This is a genomic window from Kineococcus auxinigenes (assembly GCF_050871525.1).
Classification (GTDB): Bacteria; Actinomycetota; Actinomycetes; order Actinomycetales; family Kineococcaceae; genus Kineococcus.
Map to the genome: position 1 here is coordinate 1 of NZ_JBKBCT010000091.1, position 14,828 is coordinate 14,828.

Annotated in this window: 15 protein-coding genes; 10 read left to right on the top strand and 5 right to left on the bottom strand. The window is 76.7% G+C overall.

From position 1 onward, the window contains the following. Window positions 1-267 (top strand): DUF2382 domain-containing protein (locus ACRYR9_RS17820; protein WP_432509682.1); only part of this gene is annotated, 267 nt, incomplete at its 5' end. A 71-nt stretch (window positions 268-338) separates the two neighbouring features. After that, window positions 339-1,124, top strand: coding sequence for a hypothetical protein (locus ACRYR9_RS17825; protein ID WP_432492293.1), 786 nt, complete (start codon window positions 339-341; stop codon window positions 1,122-1,124). A gap of 21 nt (window positions 1,125-1,145) precedes the next feature. On the opposite strand, the gene ACRYR9_RS17830 is transcribed toward ACRYR9_RS17825, so the two are convergent. After that, window positions 1,146-2,729 carry a diguanylate cyclase domain-containing protein gene (locus tag ACRYR9_RS17830; RefSeq protein ID WP_432492295.1) on the bottom strand — a complete coding sequence of 528 codons (1,584 nt, stop codon included), beginning with the start codon at window positions 2,727-2,729 and terminating at the stop codon, window positions 1,146-1,148. A gap of 307 nt (window positions 2,730-3,036) precedes the next feature. Between ACRYR9_RS17830 and ACRYR9_RS17835 the strand changes: the two genes are divergently transcribed. Next, window positions 3,037-4,722 carry a PP2C family protein-serine/threonine phosphatase gene (locus tag ACRYR9_RS17835; protein WP_432492297.1) on the top strand — a complete coding sequence of 562 codons (1,686 nt, stop codon included), beginning with the start codon at window positions 3,037-3,039 and terminating at the stop codon, window positions 4,720-4,722. Between the two features lie 15 nt (window positions 4,723-4,737). Here the strand turns inward: ACRYR9_RS17835 and ACRYR9_RS17840 are convergent, their stop codons facing one another. Continuing rightward, entirely contained in the window at window positions 4,738-5,091 is a 354-nt protein-coding gene (locus tag ACRYR9_RS17840; protein WP_432492299.1) for a signal peptidase I, read from the bottom strand. A gap of 135 nt (window positions 5,092-5,226) precedes the next feature. Between ACRYR9_RS17840 and ACRYR9_RS17845 the strand changes: the two genes are divergently transcribed. Next, window positions 5,227-6,228 carry an MsnO8 family LLM class oxidoreductase gene (locus ACRYR9_RS17845; RefSeq protein ID WP_432492301.1) on the top strand — a complete coding sequence of 334 codons (1,002 nt, stop codon included), beginning with the start codon at window positions 5,227-5,229 and terminating at the stop codon, window positions 6,226-6,228. A 58-nt stretch (window positions 6,229-6,286) separates the two neighbouring features. Beyond that, a complete protein-coding gene (locus ACRYR9_RS17850; protein WP_432492303.1) occupies window positions 6,287-6,919 on the top strand; it encodes a cold-shock protein in 633 nt (210 codons plus the stop codon). Between the two features lie 181 nt (window positions 6,920-7,100). On the opposite strand, the gene ACRYR9_RS17855 is transcribed toward ACRYR9_RS17850, so the two are convergent. Continuing rightward, window positions 7,101-7,628, bottom strand: a complete 528-nt coding sequence (locus tag ACRYR9_RS17855) for a MarR family winged helix-turn-helix transcriptional regulator (RefSeq protein ID WP_432492304.1) — start codon at window positions 7,626-7,628, stop codon at window positions 7,101-7,103. 91 nt (window positions 7,629-7,719) lie between these two features. On the opposite strand from ACRYR9_RS17855, the gene ACRYR9_RS17860 reads away from it, so the two are divergent. From ACRYR9_RS17860 to ACRYR9_RS17875, 4 genes are read left to right on the top strand one after another with little or no spacing between them, the layout of a single operon-like run. Further along, entirely contained in the window at window positions 7,720-8,664 is a 945-nt protein-coding gene (locus ACRYR9_RS17860) for an NADP-dependent oxidoreductase (protein WP_432492306.1), read from the top strand. Between the two features lie 57 nt (window positions 8,665-8,721). Then, the gene (locus ACRYR9_RS17865) at window positions 8,722-9,408 is read left to right on the top strand and encodes a hypothetical protein (RefSeq protein ID WP_432492308.1); all 687 of its coding nucleotides are present in this window, start codon (window positions 8,722-8,724) and stop codon (window positions 9,406-9,408) included. Further along, window positions 9,405-10,541 (top strand): AAA family ATPase, encoded by a 1,137-nt coding sequence (locus ACRYR9_RS17870; protein WP_432492310.1) that lies wholly within the window; start codon window positions 9,405-9,407, stop codon window positions 10,539-10,541. The genes ACRYR9_RS17865 and ACRYR9_RS17870 overlap by 4 nt, the downstream gene beginning before the upstream one ends. Further along, the gene (locus ACRYR9_RS17875; RefSeq protein WP_432492312.1) at window positions 10,538-11,842 is read left to right on the top strand and encodes a vWA domain-containing protein; all 1,305 of its coding nucleotides are present in this window, start codon (window positions 10,538-10,540) and stop codon (window positions 11,840-11,842) included. The genes ACRYR9_RS17870 and ACRYR9_RS17875 overlap by 4 nt, the downstream gene beginning before the upstream one ends. 8 nt (window positions 11,843-11,850) lie before the next feature. Here the strand turns inward: ACRYR9_RS17875 and ACRYR9_RS17880 are convergent, their stop codons facing one another. Together ACRYR9_RS17880 and ACRYR9_RS17885 are read right to left on the bottom strand one after the other, a co-directional pair. Continuing rightward, on the bottom strand, window positions 11,851-12,441 hold the full coding sequence (locus ACRYR9_RS17880) for a hypothetical protein (RefSeq protein WP_432492314.1): 591 nt from the start codon (window positions 12,439-12,441) through the stop codon (window positions 11,851-11,853). A gap of 52 nt (window positions 12,442-12,493) precedes the next feature. Further along, window positions 12,494-12,952, bottom strand: a complete 459-nt coding sequence (locus tag ACRYR9_RS17885; RefSeq protein ID WP_432492316.1) for an Lrp/AsnC family transcriptional regulator — start codon at window positions 12,950-12,952, stop codon at window positions 12,494-12,496. A 103-nt stretch (window positions 12,953-13,055) separates the two neighbouring features. On the opposite strand from ACRYR9_RS17885, the gene ACRYR9_RS17890 reads away from it, so the two are divergent. After that, window positions 13,056-14,750, top strand: coding sequence for an alpha-keto acid decarboxylase family protein (locus tag ACRYR9_RS17890; RefSeq protein WP_432492318.1), 1,695 nt, complete (start codon window positions 13,056-13,058; stop codon window positions 14,748-14,750). The last annotated feature ends 78 nt before the right edge of the window (window positions 14,751-14,828 follow it).

The following is a 14,828-nucleotide window of genomic DNA, read 5'->3' on the forward strand; positions in this document are numbered from 1 at the left end:
GTCGAGCGGCTCGTGGTGGAGCGCGAGCCGCTCGACGCGGCCGGGGACGGCGCGCAGGGGGATGAGCCGGCGGGTGCCGCACCGGTGGAACCGCTGGTGATCGTGCTGCACGAGGAGGTTCCCGTCGTCTCCGTGCGCGTGGAGCCGACCGAGGTGGTGCGCGTGGGCGTCCGTCAGGTGAGGGGCGAGGAGGCCGTGCGCGCCGAGCTGCGCACCGAGCACGTCGAGGTCGTCACCGAACCCGTCGCCGAGCACACCCGTTCCTGAGGGCACCACCACCGCCCCCACGGTGCCGGTGAGCCGCGGTACCGGTCAGCAGAACGGGGAAGCGGGAGGGCATGGCTGAGGACCCGGCTGTCAGCGACGCGCAGGTGACGCGGGCGTTGAGCGTGTACGCCGCGATGGTGGACCACGTCTTGAGGGACCCGGGCCGCTGGCTCGGCCTGGACGAGGACCCGCCACCCACGGCCCCGTTCCCGGCGCGGGCCCTGGACGCCCTGCGCGACCGGGCTCTGGGGGAGGTCACCCCGGCGTCGCCGCAGTGGGCCGAGCAGCCCCTCCCCCGGCGCGTGGACTGGTGGGTGACCCGGATCGGGATCAGCGCCGGTCTGGCAGCGGCCACGCCCCGCTTCGCCGGGGCCCTGGCCGACCGGGTGCCGCTGCAGGCGGCCCTGGGGGCGTCCGCGGCCGGGTTGGCGGTGTGCGCCACCGCTCGGGAGCACGGCCGGACCACCCCTGCGGAGTGGGTGCCGCTGCTCGCGGAGGTGCTCTTCGACCGCGACCTGCAGCCCGCCGCAGCGCCGCTGCCCACCTCCGAGGAGGCCGAGCACCGCCTGGACGCCGACGACACCGGTGGCGGGGGCGGTGCGGGCGAGGAGGACGGTGGTGACGGCGGTGGTCGTGCCGCCACGCCGGGGCGCGGTGCTCAACGGGCCGTTCGCACCGTCTGGCACCTGGCCCGCGCCTTCTTCGAGGTGCAGCGGCTCCTCGAGGAGCGACCTCGCGGGGGTCTGCTCACCCGGGCGATCGGCAAGCTGCCGGTCGTCGGTGTCGCCGGCGGCTGGCTGGACGAACGGGCCGGCATCCGCGAGGCGGCTCGCCGCACCGCCGAGCTCATCCCCTGACGCCGCACGGCGGTGCCCTGGTCAGACGCGGTCGGTCACGCGGGGGACCTCGTTGCGCGGCGGGACCCCGGGGCCGGTGGTCGCTCCGCCGCTGAACGCCGCGACCCGTCCCCCGCCGCCGCTCTTGGCGGCGTACATGGCGGTGTCGGCCCGGTGCAGGAGCTCCTCGGTGTCCAGCGCTCCGGTGGTGTGCGCCAGCCCCACGCTGGCGCCCACCCGGGCCGGTCCCGCCGCCAGGCGCACCGGCGCTGAGACCAGCTCCACGATCCGCCGGCTCACCGCCGCGGCTCGGTCGGCGCTCGCACCCCGCAGCAGGACGGCGAACTCGTCGCCCCCCAGCCGCGCGCACACGTCCCCCGGGCGGGTCACCTCGCGCAGCCGGCCGGCCACGTGCTGCAGCAGCTCGTCCCCCGCGGCGTGCCCCAACCCGTCGTTGACGGCCTTGAAGTCGTCGAGGTCCACGAACAGCACCGCGCGGTCCTCGTCCCCACCGGCCGACCTGGTCAGCTCGTCCTCGAAGCACGCCCGGTTCGCCAGGCCGGTCAGCGCGTCGGTGCGCGCCTGTGCGCTCAGCAGCTCGTGCACCCGGGCGTTGCGAGTGGCCAGCGCGACCTGGTTGGCCAGCGACAGGTAGGACACGACGACCTCCGGCTCCAGCCGGTCCCGGGCTCCGACGAGCACCGACACGCCCTCCACCTCAGGCAGGTCCAGGCAGACCCAGCGGCAGGGCTCGCCGGCCGCGGCGTCGAGCTCCGCGGTGCGCAGCACCGGCACGGCGGAACCGGGGCCGGCGCAGGCGGGCACCACGGCGGCCGGCAGGTCCCCGGGGGCGCGCTCGAAGGCACCGGCCAGGCCGACGACCACGGCGCGACCGCCGTGCGCCCGCACCGCCAGGGACCGCAGGCCCGGTGTCGCCGTGCACATCGCCCGGCTGCCCGTCAGGGCCAGCTCGGCGATGCGGGCGTGGTCGGTCGTCGCGAGCAGCTGCGTGCCGAGGCCCACGAGCAGCGCGTCGCGCTGCGCGGCCCGCTCGCGGGCGAACATCCCGACGGCCAGCACGCGGACCACGGCGAACGTCAGCAGCATGACGGGGGCGGTGCCGAGCACGGGCGCCGCGTGGACCGTGGGCTCGTGGCCGGGGACGAGCCCCCACAGGGGCAGCGCGGCGGCGACCGCCGCGGCGTACGCCGCGGAGCGCACCACCCCGCGCCGGGTGGAGCCGTGGACGGCGTGGAACCACAACGAGCAGAAGGTGACGCTGAAGACCATCGCGGGCGCCGGGCAGCTCAGCGTGAAGGCGGTGATGGCGACGCAGTCGGCGGCGTCGCGCAGCATCGACTCGCGGCCGGTGCGGTAGGCGTGCACCCAGGACGCGAGGAGCGCCGCGGACGCCCCCAGCACCATCGGCAGGGTCACCGGGTTCGCCACCGCCAGCGGGCCGGGCAGCGACATCAGCAGCGCCAGCACCGCGAAGACCAGGAACAGCCAACGGGTGCGCGGGACGAGGCCCTCCGGCCGGCGCAAGACGTCCAGCAGGTGGCGGGGACCCTGCCCGCCTCCTGAGCCTCCCGCACCCCCGGTGCTGTGCGCGCGCCGAGTGCTCACGTGCCCTCCTCTGCCCGGTGGTGGCGCGCCACCACGGCGCCGGAGGGCGCCGGGGTCTTCCCCGGCCCTTTCGTGCACCACCCTCACCGTCTTGTTCGTCCTCGCCGGCGCGAGGGTTGATGCGCCGAACGAGGGCCTGCGCCACCGGGCCGCCACCAGCGCCGTGCCGCGCTGCGCTGCGCGTGTCGCGACACCCCCGATCGGGCGCTCAAGGTGGTGGCGGCACCTGCCGATGCTCGTGCGGGAGGGGACTCCACCCCCACCGCTCCAGGAGGACTGAGACGTACACGCCACGACCGCTGAGCCGATGACGAGCGAGCGCGCGCGGCGCCGGTGGCTGCCGCACGGCACCCCGCTGCCCGACGAGGTGTGGCGGGCTCGCCACCGGACCTTCCTGGTCGCGGCCTGGGTGGTCTGCGTGCTGACCTTCGCCTGGGCCGGCGCGGTCGGAGGCGTGGTGCACGCCCTCGTGGACTGCCTGCCCACCGCCGTGGCCGCGCTGGTGGGCAGCCTGGTCAGCTCGCGCGCCGGCACGTGGCGCTGGGGGCGGGAAGCGGCCTCGTGCGCGGTCATGCTGGCGCTGATGACGGCTTCGGCGGTGGCCGTGCACCTGGCCGGCGGGCTGATCGAGGCGCACTTCCTGTTCTTCATCGCCGTCGGAGCCGCCGCCGCCTACCAGACGTGGGCACCGTTCCTGGCTGCGATCGGCTTCGTGGTCGTCCACCACGGCCTGCTCGCCTCGATGTCGGGGAACGCGATCTTCAACCACCCCGCCGCGCAGGAACGGCCGTGGTTGTGGGCGCTGGTCCACGGTGCACTGCTGGCGGCGGCCGCCGCGGTCGGCATCGCCTCCTGGCGCGCCGACGAGCTGGTGCGCGCGCGCCTGGACCGGCTCGGGGCGCGCAGCCGCCTGATCCTGGGCACGGTCGCCGACGGCATCGTGGCGCTGGACGCGGCGGGGTGCGTGCTGGAGGCGAACGCGGCGGCGCTGCGGCTGCTGGGCGCCGGGCCGCCCGGGAGCGAGCGGGTCAGGGGGCGACGGCTCAGCGAGCTGGTGCGCGGGTACGACCACGCCCAGCTGGTGGTCGCCGGGCACGGCGCCCCGGTCCGGCGGGGCAGCACCCGCAGCGGCGGCACGTGCACGCCGGTGGAGATCACGGTGGCGCCGGTGCACGACGACGATCGCGTGCGCGCCGTGGTCACGTTGCGGGACCTGTCCAGCACCGCTCGCGCCGAGGACGCCGAGCGCGCCCTGCTGGCGGTGAGCGAGCGCGAGCGGGCCCAGCGCGCGGACGTCGCCGCGCTGATGACGGCGGTGCGCCCGCGGGCGCTGTGCGTGCCGGGGCTGCAGCTGGGGGTGGCCTACGAGCCGGCCGCGAGCGCCCCGGCGGGTGGGGACCTGTACGACTGGCTGCTCCTGCCCTCCGGGGAGGTCCTCATCGTCGTGGTCGACGCGATGGGCCGGGGCACCACCGCCACGCGCGAGGCGCTGGCGGTGACCTCCACGGTGCGCACCCTGGCCGTGGCCGGTGCCGCCCTGGGCGAGCTGGTCGAGCGCGCGGGCTCCGTCCTGGAGGTCACGCACCCCGAGCTGATGGCCACCGTGCTCATCGCCGTGCTCGACCCGGCCACCGGTCGGCTGCGCCTGGCGGGTGGCGGCCACCCGCCGGCGATCCTCGTCGGTGCCGCGGGCGCGCGGGAGGTCACCGCGCCCGGGCGGGGCGTCGGCTACCCCGAGCCGGGCAGCTTCGGGGTCACCGAGGTGGTCCTCGCCGCCGGCGAGAGCGTGGTGCTGTGCACCGACGGTCTCCTCGAGGGCACCCGGGACCTCGACGAGGGTCTGCGGGAGCTGGCGGGCACCGCGGCGGGCATGGCCCGGGTGCCCGTGCAGGAGTTCGCCGAGCGCCTGCTGACCGAGGTGAGCACCTGCGCGCGGGAGGACGACGACTGCCTGGCCCTGGTCGTCCGGCGCTCACCCGCGGCACGGGGCTGAACACCCCGCCCGGCCTCACTCCCGCGTGGAGGGCCACCGGACCGTGATCGTGGTCGTCTCCTCGGTGGCCGAGGACTCCCACGTGTGCGATTCCCCGGGGTACCAGATGACGTAGTCCCCGGACTCGCGCAGCAGCACCTCGCCCTCGCGGAACCTGATCCGCTGGGCGCCGCTGACCAGCACGCACAGCGACGTCTGCGCCTCCGGCGGCGTCCACTCGTCGTCACGGGATCCGGGGGCCAGGCGCGCCCACTTCACCTCCACGTCACCGCTGGCGAGTTCCGGTGCGCGCCCGGCCTTGAAGTGCCCGACCAGCCAGCCCCCGTCCTCGGCGCCGTCGACGTCCGCGTTCCCCGCGTGCCAGCTCACGACCGCGATCCTGCCGCCGCGCCGGTGCACCGACCAGCCGGCGCGGTCGGCGCCGGGGTGGTGGCGTGCGGCGGTGGGAGTGGACCACGGCCTGCCGGGACGCAGCGGCCGCGGCCGGGTGTTGCACCCGGCACCATGCCCGCACCCGCGCCGCCCGCCCTGTCGCTGCTGGACCGCACCCGCACCACCGCCGCGCCCGGGGGCGGTGCGGGCGACGACGCCGCCGCGGTCCGCGCGACGGTCGACCGCGCGGTGCGCGCGCAGGCGCTGGGCCTGCACCGCTTCTGGGTGGCCGAGCACCACGCGGTCCCCGGCGTCGTCGGCCCGGCGCCGGCGGTGCTGCTGGCCGCCGTCGCCGCTTCGCTCGAACCGTCCTCGGCGCTGCGGATCGGCTCCGGGGGAGTCATGCTGCCCAACCACGTCCCGCTCGTGGTGGCCGAGCAGTTCGCCGTCCTGCAGGCCCTGCGCCCGGGCCGCGTCGACCTCGGGGTGGGCCGCTCGGCCGGTTTCACGGCCCCGGTGCGGGCGGCGCTGCGCGCCCCCGGCAGCGACGCGGAGGAGTTCACCGCGCGGCTGTCCGAACTGCTGGACCTGCTGCACGGGCGCGCGCCGGTGACGGTGCGCCCGCGCGTGCCGGCGCCGCCGGTCACGGTGCTGGCCACCGGCGCCGGCCTGGTGACCGCCGCGCACCTGGGCCTGCCCGTCGTCGTGGGCGGTCCGGTGCTGGACGACCCGGCGCGGGTGGAGCAGTACCGGGAGGGGTTCGTCGACCGCGGCCGCGGCGGCCCGCGCGTGACGGTGCTGGCCGACGTGCTCGTCGCCGACGACGAGGCCGCGGCCCGGCGCGAACTGCTGCCGCAGGCGTGGTCGCTGGCGGTCTCGCGCACCCGCGGGGAGTTCCCGCCGCTGCCGGCCCCCGGCGACGTCGACCTGACCCGCCTCACGGCCCGCGAGCGCCGCACCGTGGACGAGGTCCTCGCCCAGAGCATCGCCGGCACCGAGGCCGACGTGCGCCGGCGGGTCGGCGACCTGCTGGGTCGGCTCGGGGCCGACGAGCTGATGGTCGCCACGACCGTGCACGAGCAGGACCTGCAGGCCGAGTCCGACGCCCGCCTGGCCGACGCGCTGCTCGGGTGACGCGTCAGCCGGTGGCCGCGGACGGTTCCCAGCGTGCCCCGGGGCCAGACTGGTGACCGTGGTCGTCGAGGGTGTCGTGCGCGAGTGGCGCGGGGACGAGGGCTGGGGCGTGCTCGACAGCCCCGAGACCCCCGGCGGCTGCTGGGTCCACTTCTCCGGCATCGCCGTGCGCGGGCACCGGGAACTGGCCCCCGGGCAGCGGGTGGCCCTGGAGTGGGAGGCCGCCGAGCAGGACGGCTACCGCTACCGCGCCACCCGGGTCTGGCCCCGGGGCGCTGAACCGGCCGTGCACCCGCACACCACGGTCGTGGGGGGTCGCAGCGGTGCGTACCGCAGCAGCCTGGCCCTGAGCTTCGACGACCCGGCCGGCGACACGGTCGACGGCGGCACGGCCGACGCCCCGCGCGAGGAGGACGGTTCCCCCGGCTGGCGCGCCTCCAGCCCCGAGGACTCCGACTGCCCGGAGGAGCTGCGCCGGCTCACCGCCGACACCGGACCCGAGCAGGTGCTCGGCGAGGTGCGCGTCCTCGTCCACGGCCTGCACGCCGGTGGCAGCGAGGTCCGCGTGCAGGCGCACGCCGCCGGCGACGTCGAGCTGGTCGAGGCGGCCATCGCCGAGCTCCAGCGGGCGCGCCGCCTCCTCGGCGGTCGAGCCGGCACGCGCCCCGTCGGGCGGCCGCTCAGGTGGTGAGGCTGCGCGTGGTGCCCCAGGCGTGGCGCTGTGCTCCAACGACCACAGCGCCGCCGGAAGCGAGGTCTGCTCGTAGCCGCGCACCGCGGCCAGCGCGTCGGGGTCGTAGCCGCCCGCGTGCACGGATCGCTGTGCGGGCGAGCTCCCCGCGTCTCCACGACCCGTGATCGCAGGGGTGCGCTCACGCCTCGCGCCGGCGCCGCCGGGGTTTCGCCGAGCGGGGCGGTGCCGAGCGCATGTGGTCGCGCACCGGGACCAGCAGACCGGCGAGGGTCTCGACGTCCCGGGGCGAGAGCGTCGAGAAGAGCAGGCCGCTGACGACGTCGACGTGCCCGGGCAGGACGTCGGCGAGCCTGGCGCGCCCGGCGTCGGTGAGGGTGATCGTGACGCCGCGCTCGTCGTCGGGGGAGGGGGCGCGGGTGACCAGGCCCGCGTCCTCGAGCAGTCCCGCCTGGTAGGTCAGGCCGCTGCGGCTGTAGACGACGCCGTCGGCCAGTTCGGTCATGCGCCGGCTGCCCGTCGGTGAGTCGCCCAGGCGGGCCAGCAGCTGGAACTGCACGTAGCTGAGGTCGCCGGCCTCGCGCAGCTGCTGCTCGACGGCGTGCCGCAGCAGGCTGCTGACCTCCATCAGGGCGAAGTACGCGCCGAGCTGCGCGTGGTCGAGCGAGGCGCCGGACGGCGAGGACGCCGCGGAGGACGGGGAGGACATGCCCGCAGACTACTTGCTTCGAACTCGAAGCGTTGCTACGGTCCTCTTACTGCTTCGAATCCGAAGCACCTGACGACTGGAGTGGATCACGATGAAGGCAGTTCGCTTCCACCGGTACGGCCCCGCCGACGTCCTGCGCCTCGAAGACGTCGAGGCACCCCTCCCCGGCCCGGGGCAGGTGCGCATCCGCGTGGCGGCCACCTCGTTCAACCCCGTGGACGCCAGCATCCGCAGCGGCGGCATGCAGGGCTCCATCCCCGTGACGCTGCCCCACACCCCCGGCATCGACGTCGCCGGGACCGTCGACCTCCTCGGCGACGGGGTGAGCGGCCTGGACGTGGGTGACGACGTCGTCGGCTTCCTGCCCATGACGGCCACGGGTGCGGCGGCGCAGCACGTCCTGGCGCCGGCCGGCGCCCTCACCGCCGCGCCCACGAGCATCCCGCTGGCCGAGGCCGCCGCCCTGCCCGCGGTCGCGCTCACCGCCTGGCAGGCGCTGTTCGAGCACGCCCACCTCGAGGCCGGGCAGCGCGTCCTCGTCAACGGCGCGGGGGGAGCGGTCGGCGTCCACGCGGTCCGGCTGGCCAAGCGCGCCGGCGCCCACGTCATCGCCGTCGCCGGCGCGCGCAGCGGCGGACGCGCCCGGGCGGCGGGTGCCGACGAGGTCGTCGACCGCTCCCGCACCGCGGTCGGCACCGCGGTGACCGGGCAGGTCGACGTGCTGCTCAACCTCGCACCCCTGGAACCGGCGGAACTGGCGGCGATGGCCGATCTCGTCCGCTCCGGTGGCGTCACCGTCAACACGACCGTGTGGATGCCCGCACCCGCCGACGAGGAGCGCGGCGTGCGCGGCGTCAACCTCTTCGTCCGCAGCGACGCGGGGCAGCTCGCGGAACTCGTGGCGCTGGTCGACCGCGGGGAACTCGGCGTCGACGTCGCCCGGCGGGTGCCGCTGGCCGAGCTGCCCGCCCTGCACGCCGAAGCCGCCGCGGGCGGGCTGAGCGGCAAGGTCGTCGTCGTGCCGCCCACCCCCTGAACGGCACGGGGCCCGGTGGTTTCGCGGTGGTCGCACGGCCGTGCCTACGCTGGGCCGGTGCCCGCCCGCCGCCGTCACCGACGCCCCCGCCCGGGGCCGGCGCCGGTGCGCTTCACCCTCGACGCCCGCGACCTCGTCGCCGACCCGCCGGCGCGCCCGCTGCCCCGCGGTGGCGTCCCCGACGCGGTGTGGGACGCGTGGCGCTCGCGGCGCCCCGCCGCCGCGCCGGCGCGGCCGCTGACCCTCACGCACAGCCGGCCGGTGTCCGCGCCGGCGCCGGGGGCCGAGCAGCAGCCGCCGTTCGACTGGCCCGAGGTCCTGGTGACCCTGCACCGCCACCTCCTGCTGCCCGGGGTGCGGCACGACGTCGAGATCGCCGCGATCGGCACCACCGTGCGCCTGACCCGCCTCGACGGCGCCGAGGTGCCGCTGACCGACCCGGCGGCCCGGTTGCGCGCCCGCACCCTGCTGAACGGGCACCGCGTCGACCTCGTCCCCGAGGAGGTCCTCGCCTTCGCGCTGCTGCACGCGCAGCTGCGCGGGTTCCTCGACGCGAACCCGCCGGGCGGCGGCCTGGACCTGCGCCTGGTCCTGGCGGCGGCCGGTGCCGGGTTCAGCGCCGCCGACGTCGCCGCCTCGCACGCCGCGGGCACGCTGACCCCCGAGCGCATCGCCTTCCTCGCCGCCCTCCTGGGCGACCCGGGCGGGAGGGCCCCCGAGAACTCCTGGAGGACCCCCGCGTGAGCCGTCAGCACACCGACACCTGCGACGCCCTGGGCATCGCCCTGCTCGCCGGCGTCCCGGTGGTCCTGTGGGGCCCGCCCGGGCAGGGCAAGTCCTCCGTCGTCCGGGAACTGGCCGACGGCATGGGCGCGCACCTGGAGACGGTCATCGCCTCGATCCGCGAACCCAGCGACTTCGCGGGCCTGCCGGTCGTCGACGCCGCCACGGGCACCGCGTCGCTGGCGCCGCCGTCGTGGGCGGTGCGGCTGCGCGACGCGGTGGAGCGGGACGGGCGGGCGGGCATCCAGTTCTACGACGAGGTCTCGACCGCGCCGCCCGCCACGCAGGCCGCCCTGCTGCGCCCGATCCTGGAGGGCGTGGTCGGCGACCTGCGGCTGCCCCCGCAGGTGCGCACCGTCGCCGCGGCGAACCCCCCGGACGTCGCGGCCGACGGGTGGGACCTCGCCCCGCCCGTCGCGAACCGCTTCCTGCACCTGACGTGGAGCCTGGACGCCGAGACGGTGCGCGAGGGTTTCACCACCGGCTGGCCGGCCGTCACGGTGCCGCGCGCCGACGAGGCCGAGGTCGCGGCCGAGCTGGAACGGGCGACGACGCTCGTGGGGGTGTTCCTGGGGTCCAGGCCGGAACTCGTCACGCGCCTGCCGTCGTCCTCGCAGGACGCGGGCCGCGCCTTCCCGACCCCGCGGACCTGGGAGATGGCGGCGCGGTTGTACGCCCACGCCCGCGCGGCCGGGGCGAACGGCACCGTCGTCACCCTGCTGGTCACCGGGACCGTCGGTGTCGCCGCCGCGGGGGAGTTCCTCGCCTACGTGCGCGACCTGGACCTGCCCGACCCCGAGGAACTGCTGCGCGACCCGGCCTCCTGGACCGTGGACCCGCAGCGCACCGACAGGACGTACGCGGTGGCGGCCTCGGTGTGGGCGGCGACGGCCGTGAACCCCACCGTCGAGCGGTGGCAGGCGTGCGGCCGGGTGCTCGCCGGGATCGCCGACGCCCGCAGCGCCGACATCGCGTACTCCTACGGCCGCCGGTGGGCGCAGCACCGCCCGGAGGGCGCGATGCCGGAACCGGCGACCATCGCCTCCCTCGGCCCGATCCTGACCGAGCTCGGCCTGCTCACCCGCGACGCGTGAGAACGCGCGGCGGCGCACCGGACGGGCCGGTGGGCGAGCGGGCCGCCCTGCGCCTGGCCGCCGGCCGCGCCCGCGCCGGTGAGCTCGCGCCGTACCTGGGCACCGCCCTGTACGCCGTGAAACCCGTCGCCACCACCGAGGTCCCCACCGTCGGCATCGACACCCGCTGGCGCATGTACTACAACCCCGCGTTCGTCCTCACCCTCGACGTCGCCCAGGTCGTCGGCGTCTGGCTGCACGAGGTCGGCCACCCCCTGCGCGAGCACCACGAGAGGTTCGCGGCCCTGGCCGAACCCGCGGAACGCCTGCCGCTGTTCAACCGGGCCGGCGACTGCACCGTCAACGAGGACCTGCGCGCCGCCGGGATCAGCGTGCCCGCCCGCAAGGCCTGGTACCCCGAGCGCGTGCCCGGTGCCGCGGCCGGGATGACCGCCGAGCAGATCTACCGGCTGCTCCTCGACGCGGCCGCGCCCGACCCGCGGCCCGCGGGGCAGAGCCCCCCGCAGCAGTTCCCGGCGGGGTTCGACGACTGCGGTTCCGGGGCGGGAGGCCCGCGCCGCCCCTGGGAGGGTGACGACAGCGGCCGCGACGCCGGCGGGAGCGACGACGGCAGCGTGGACGCCGGGCGTGCCGAGCTGATCCGCCGGCAGACCGCGCGCGACGTCCTGGAGCACGCCCGCAGCCGGGGCCCGGTCCCCGCGGGGTGGCGGCGGTGGGCCGAGGAGGTCCTGGCACCGGCGGTGGACTGGCGCCGGGAACTGCTGAGCGTGACCCGCCGGGTCGCCGCCCGCGTCGCCGGGGCGCGCGACTACTCCTACGCGCGCCCCTCGCGCCGCGCTTCCGCGACGCCGGGGGTGGTGCTGCCCGCGATGCGTCAGCCGCGCCCGCCCCGGGTCGCGGTGGTCGTCGACACCTCCGCCTCGGTCACCGGGGACATGCTCGCCCGGGTGCACGCGGAGATCGAGGCGATCGTGCGGCGCAGCCGCGGCACCGGTGTGCAGGTCATCGCCTGCGACGCCGCCGCGGGGCGCGCGCGGCTGGTCCAGCGGGTGCAGGACGTCGTGCTGGTCGGCGGCGGCGGCACCGACATGCGCGTGGGCGTCGCCGCGGCCGCCGCGCTGCGCCCCGCGGTGGACCTCGTGATCACCGCCACCGACGGCGACACGCCCTGGCCCGCGGAACCTCCCCGTCAGAACCCCGGCGCCACCCACGTGGTGCTGCTGCTGGACGGCGAGCGCGAGGGCGTGCCCGGGTGGATGCGCAGGATCGTCGTGGAACGGGACGCGCCGGACGCCCGCTGACCGCGCCCTCAGTCGAGGGGGACCTGCTCGCGCGGGTCCCACCGCCACACCAGGTCCCCCAGCTGCGCCCGCGCGAGGCACGGTCCCTCGTGCCCGGGTTCCAGCGTGCACACCACGCGGAAACCGTCCACCCCGGGCCTCACCTCGCCGTCCAGCCACGCCTGCTGCGAGCGTTCCGCACCCGACCCGCCCACCAGGCCCTCCTGCACGCCCGGGGCGGTGACGGCGCCGAGCGCCCGCAGCGTCCGCAGGGCCGCGACCAGTTCGGCCACCGGTCCGCCGGGAACCTCCGGCACCCACCGGCTGGAGGCGCAGGTGCCGCCCGGACCGGGGGCGTCGAGCACCACCGGGTGCCCGTCGGGCGCCCGGTGGGTGGCCGTCACGGTCGTCCCGGCGGCCCACCCGCCGCGGGCGGAACGCACGAGCTCCTCGAACGAGGCCGCCACGTCGAGCACCCGGCCGCGCCGCCGCTTGGCGTAGAAGCGGGGGTAGTGCTCGAAGCCGTCGACCTGCGCGGTCGGGGGCTCGGGAGCGCCCGCGGCGGCGATCCGCCGCTGCTGCCGCGTCCACTGCTCCTGGGCCGGGTCCCACCTGCGCACGCCTCGAGCATCGCACCCGGTCCCCGGTGGTGGGGTGGTGCCGCCGGGTGCCTCAGGCGTGCAGGAGGTGCCCCAGCCGGTAGCCCAGCAGCTCGCGCAGCACGATCGAGGTGGACGTGCGCCGGATGCCCCGGCAGCGCAGGATCCGCTGGGTGATGTCGTAGACGTGGTCGGCGTCGCGCGCGGCGATCTGGATCATCAGGTCGGAGTCGCCGGAGATCCCCACGCACTCCACGACCTCGGGGATGCGGGCCATGTCCGCGACCATCCCCTCGAACTCGTCCTGCTCCACGTCGGCGGTGACCAGCGCCCGCATCGGCAGCCCCAGCGCCTCGGCGGCGATGCGGGTGGAGTTCAGCCGCAGCGCGCCGCTCGCGGCCAGCCGCTGCAGCCGGGCGTGCACGGTGCCGCGCGCCAGGCCCAGGTCGAGGGCGAGCTGCGCGACGGTCGCGCGGGGGTCGGCGTCCAGGGCGGCCAGCACCCGGCGGTCGACGGCGTCCAGGGTGGTCACACCGATCAGCCTACGTCTGTCCCGGGTCGCGGAACCGGTCGGATCGACCAGTCCGGTCGGCGGCTGTTGCGCACATCGACGAGCAGGAGCTGTCATCGGGAGCATGACCGCGAACAGCACCACCGGGCCGGGGACCGCCGCGACGGTGAGCGTGGGCGCCTACCTCGCCCACCGCCTGGCGCAGCTGGGCGTGCGGCACCTGTTCGGCCTGCCCGGCGACTTCAACCTCGCGCTGCTGGACGAGCTCCTCGCCACCGGCGAGCAGCGCTGGGTGGGTTCGTCCAACGAGCTGAACGCCGGGTACTGCGCCGACGGGTACGCCCGGCTGCGTCGCGGCCCGGCGGCGTTCGTCACGACGTTCGGCGTGGGGGAGCTGTCCGCCGTCAACGCCCTCGCCGGCAGCTTCGCCGAGGACGTCCCCGTGGTCCACGTCGTGGGGATGCCCGCCACCCGCGCGATGGCCGACGGTGCGCTGCTGCACCACTCCCTCGCCGACGGCGACTTCGGGCACTTCGTGCGCGTGGCCGCGGAGGTGACGGCCTCGGCGGTGGTGCTGCGCCCGCACGGCGCCGCCACCGCGATCGACCAGGCGCTGCTCACCGCTGTGAGCACCTCGAAACCGGTCTACCTGGGGGTGCCCGCCGACGTGGCCGTGGCCCCGGTGTCGGCCGCGCCGCTGGCCCGCCCGCTGCGGTTGCTGCGCGGCGACGCGCAGTCGGCCGCGGAGTTCTCCCGGGCGCTGGCGCGGTTCCTCGACGGTGCGGGCGAGGTCACCGTCCTGGCCGGCCCGCGCCTGCACCGCCGGCACCTGGAGGAGCGGATGCGGGCGATCGCCGCGCAGAACGGCGTGCGGGTGGCGACGCAGTCGGCGTCCAAGGCGCTGCTGGACGAGTCGCACCCGGCGAACCTCGGCGTGTACGCGGGGGAGTTCTCCCGCTCGGAGCGGACCCGCCGCCACGTCGACACCGCCGCGCCGCTGGTGCTGGCCGGGGCCGTCATGACGGACTTCCTCACCGGCTCCTTCACCCACGCCTTCGACCCCGACGCCGCGGTGGACCTGCAGCTGGACCACGCCCGCATCGCCGGCGACGTCTTCCACGGCGTGCACCTGGACGAGTCGCTGCGGCTGCTGGAGGAGGTGCTGGCCGCGCGCACCCCCCGGCCGGAACCGCTGCCCCGCCAGGACGTCGAGATCCCGGCCGTCCACGTCCCCACCGCCCCGGACGCACCGCTGACCCACGCCGACCTGTGGCCGCTGCTGCAGGACTGGCTGGAACCGGGCACGCTGCTCGTCGCCGAGGCGGGCACGTCCTTCTACGGCGCGGTGGAGCTGACCCTGCCGGACGGCTGCGACCTGCTGGGGCAGCCGGTGTGGTCCTCCATCGGGTACACGCTGCCCGCCACGCTGGGCGCGATGCTGGCCGCGCCCGGCCGCGAGACCGTCCTGGTCATCGGCGACGGTTCCGCCCAGCTGACCGTGCAGGAACTGGGCCGGCTGCTGGAACGGGGGCTGGCGCCGACGATCCTGCTGCTCGACAACGGCGGGTACACCGTGGAGCGGGCCATCCGCAGCCCCGAGGCGGACTACCAGGAGGTCGTCGCCTGGGACTGGACGCGCCTGCCGGCCGCGCTGGGCGCCCCGGGCACGCCCGTCCACCGGGCCGGCACGCCCGCCGAGCTGGTGGAGGTGCTGGGCAAGGTCCGCGCCGACGCCGGCCGCCCGGCGCTGGTGCAGGTCGTCCTGCCCCGCGACGACGCCCCCGAGTCCCTGCTCCGCCTCGCCCGCAGCATCCGCTGACACTCGCCCTTCCTCTTACCCTTCCCCGACCCCCGCGGTGATCTTGCACGGTTGAAAGGTCAACCGTGCAAGATCACC

Coding starts and splice junctions, on each gene's coding strand:
- ACRYR9_RS17825 (WP_432492293.1), top strand. CDS start 339: ATGGCTGAGGACCCGGCTGTCAGCGACGCGCAGGTGACGCGGGCGTTG.
- ACRYR9_RS17860 (WP_432492306.1), top strand. CDS start 7,720: ATGAAGGCAGTTCGCTTCCACCGGTACGGCCCCGCCGACGTCCTGCGC.
- ACRYR9_RS17890 (WP_432492318.1), top strand. CDS start 13,056: ATGACCGCGAACAGCACCACCGGGCCGGGGACCGCCGCGACGGTGAGC.
- ACRYR9_RS17855 (WP_432492304.1), bottom strand. CDS start 7,628: ATGTCCTCCCCGTCCTCCGCGGCGTCCTCGCCGTCCGGCGCCTCGCTC.
- ACRYR9_RS17845 (WP_432492301.1), top strand. CDS start 5,227: ATGCCCGCACCCGCGCCGCCCGCCCTGTCGCTGCTGGACCGCACCCGC.
- ACRYR9_RS17835 (WP_432492297.1), top strand. CDS start 3,037: ATGACGAGCGAGCGCGCGCGGCGCCGGTGGCTGCCGCACGGCACCCCG.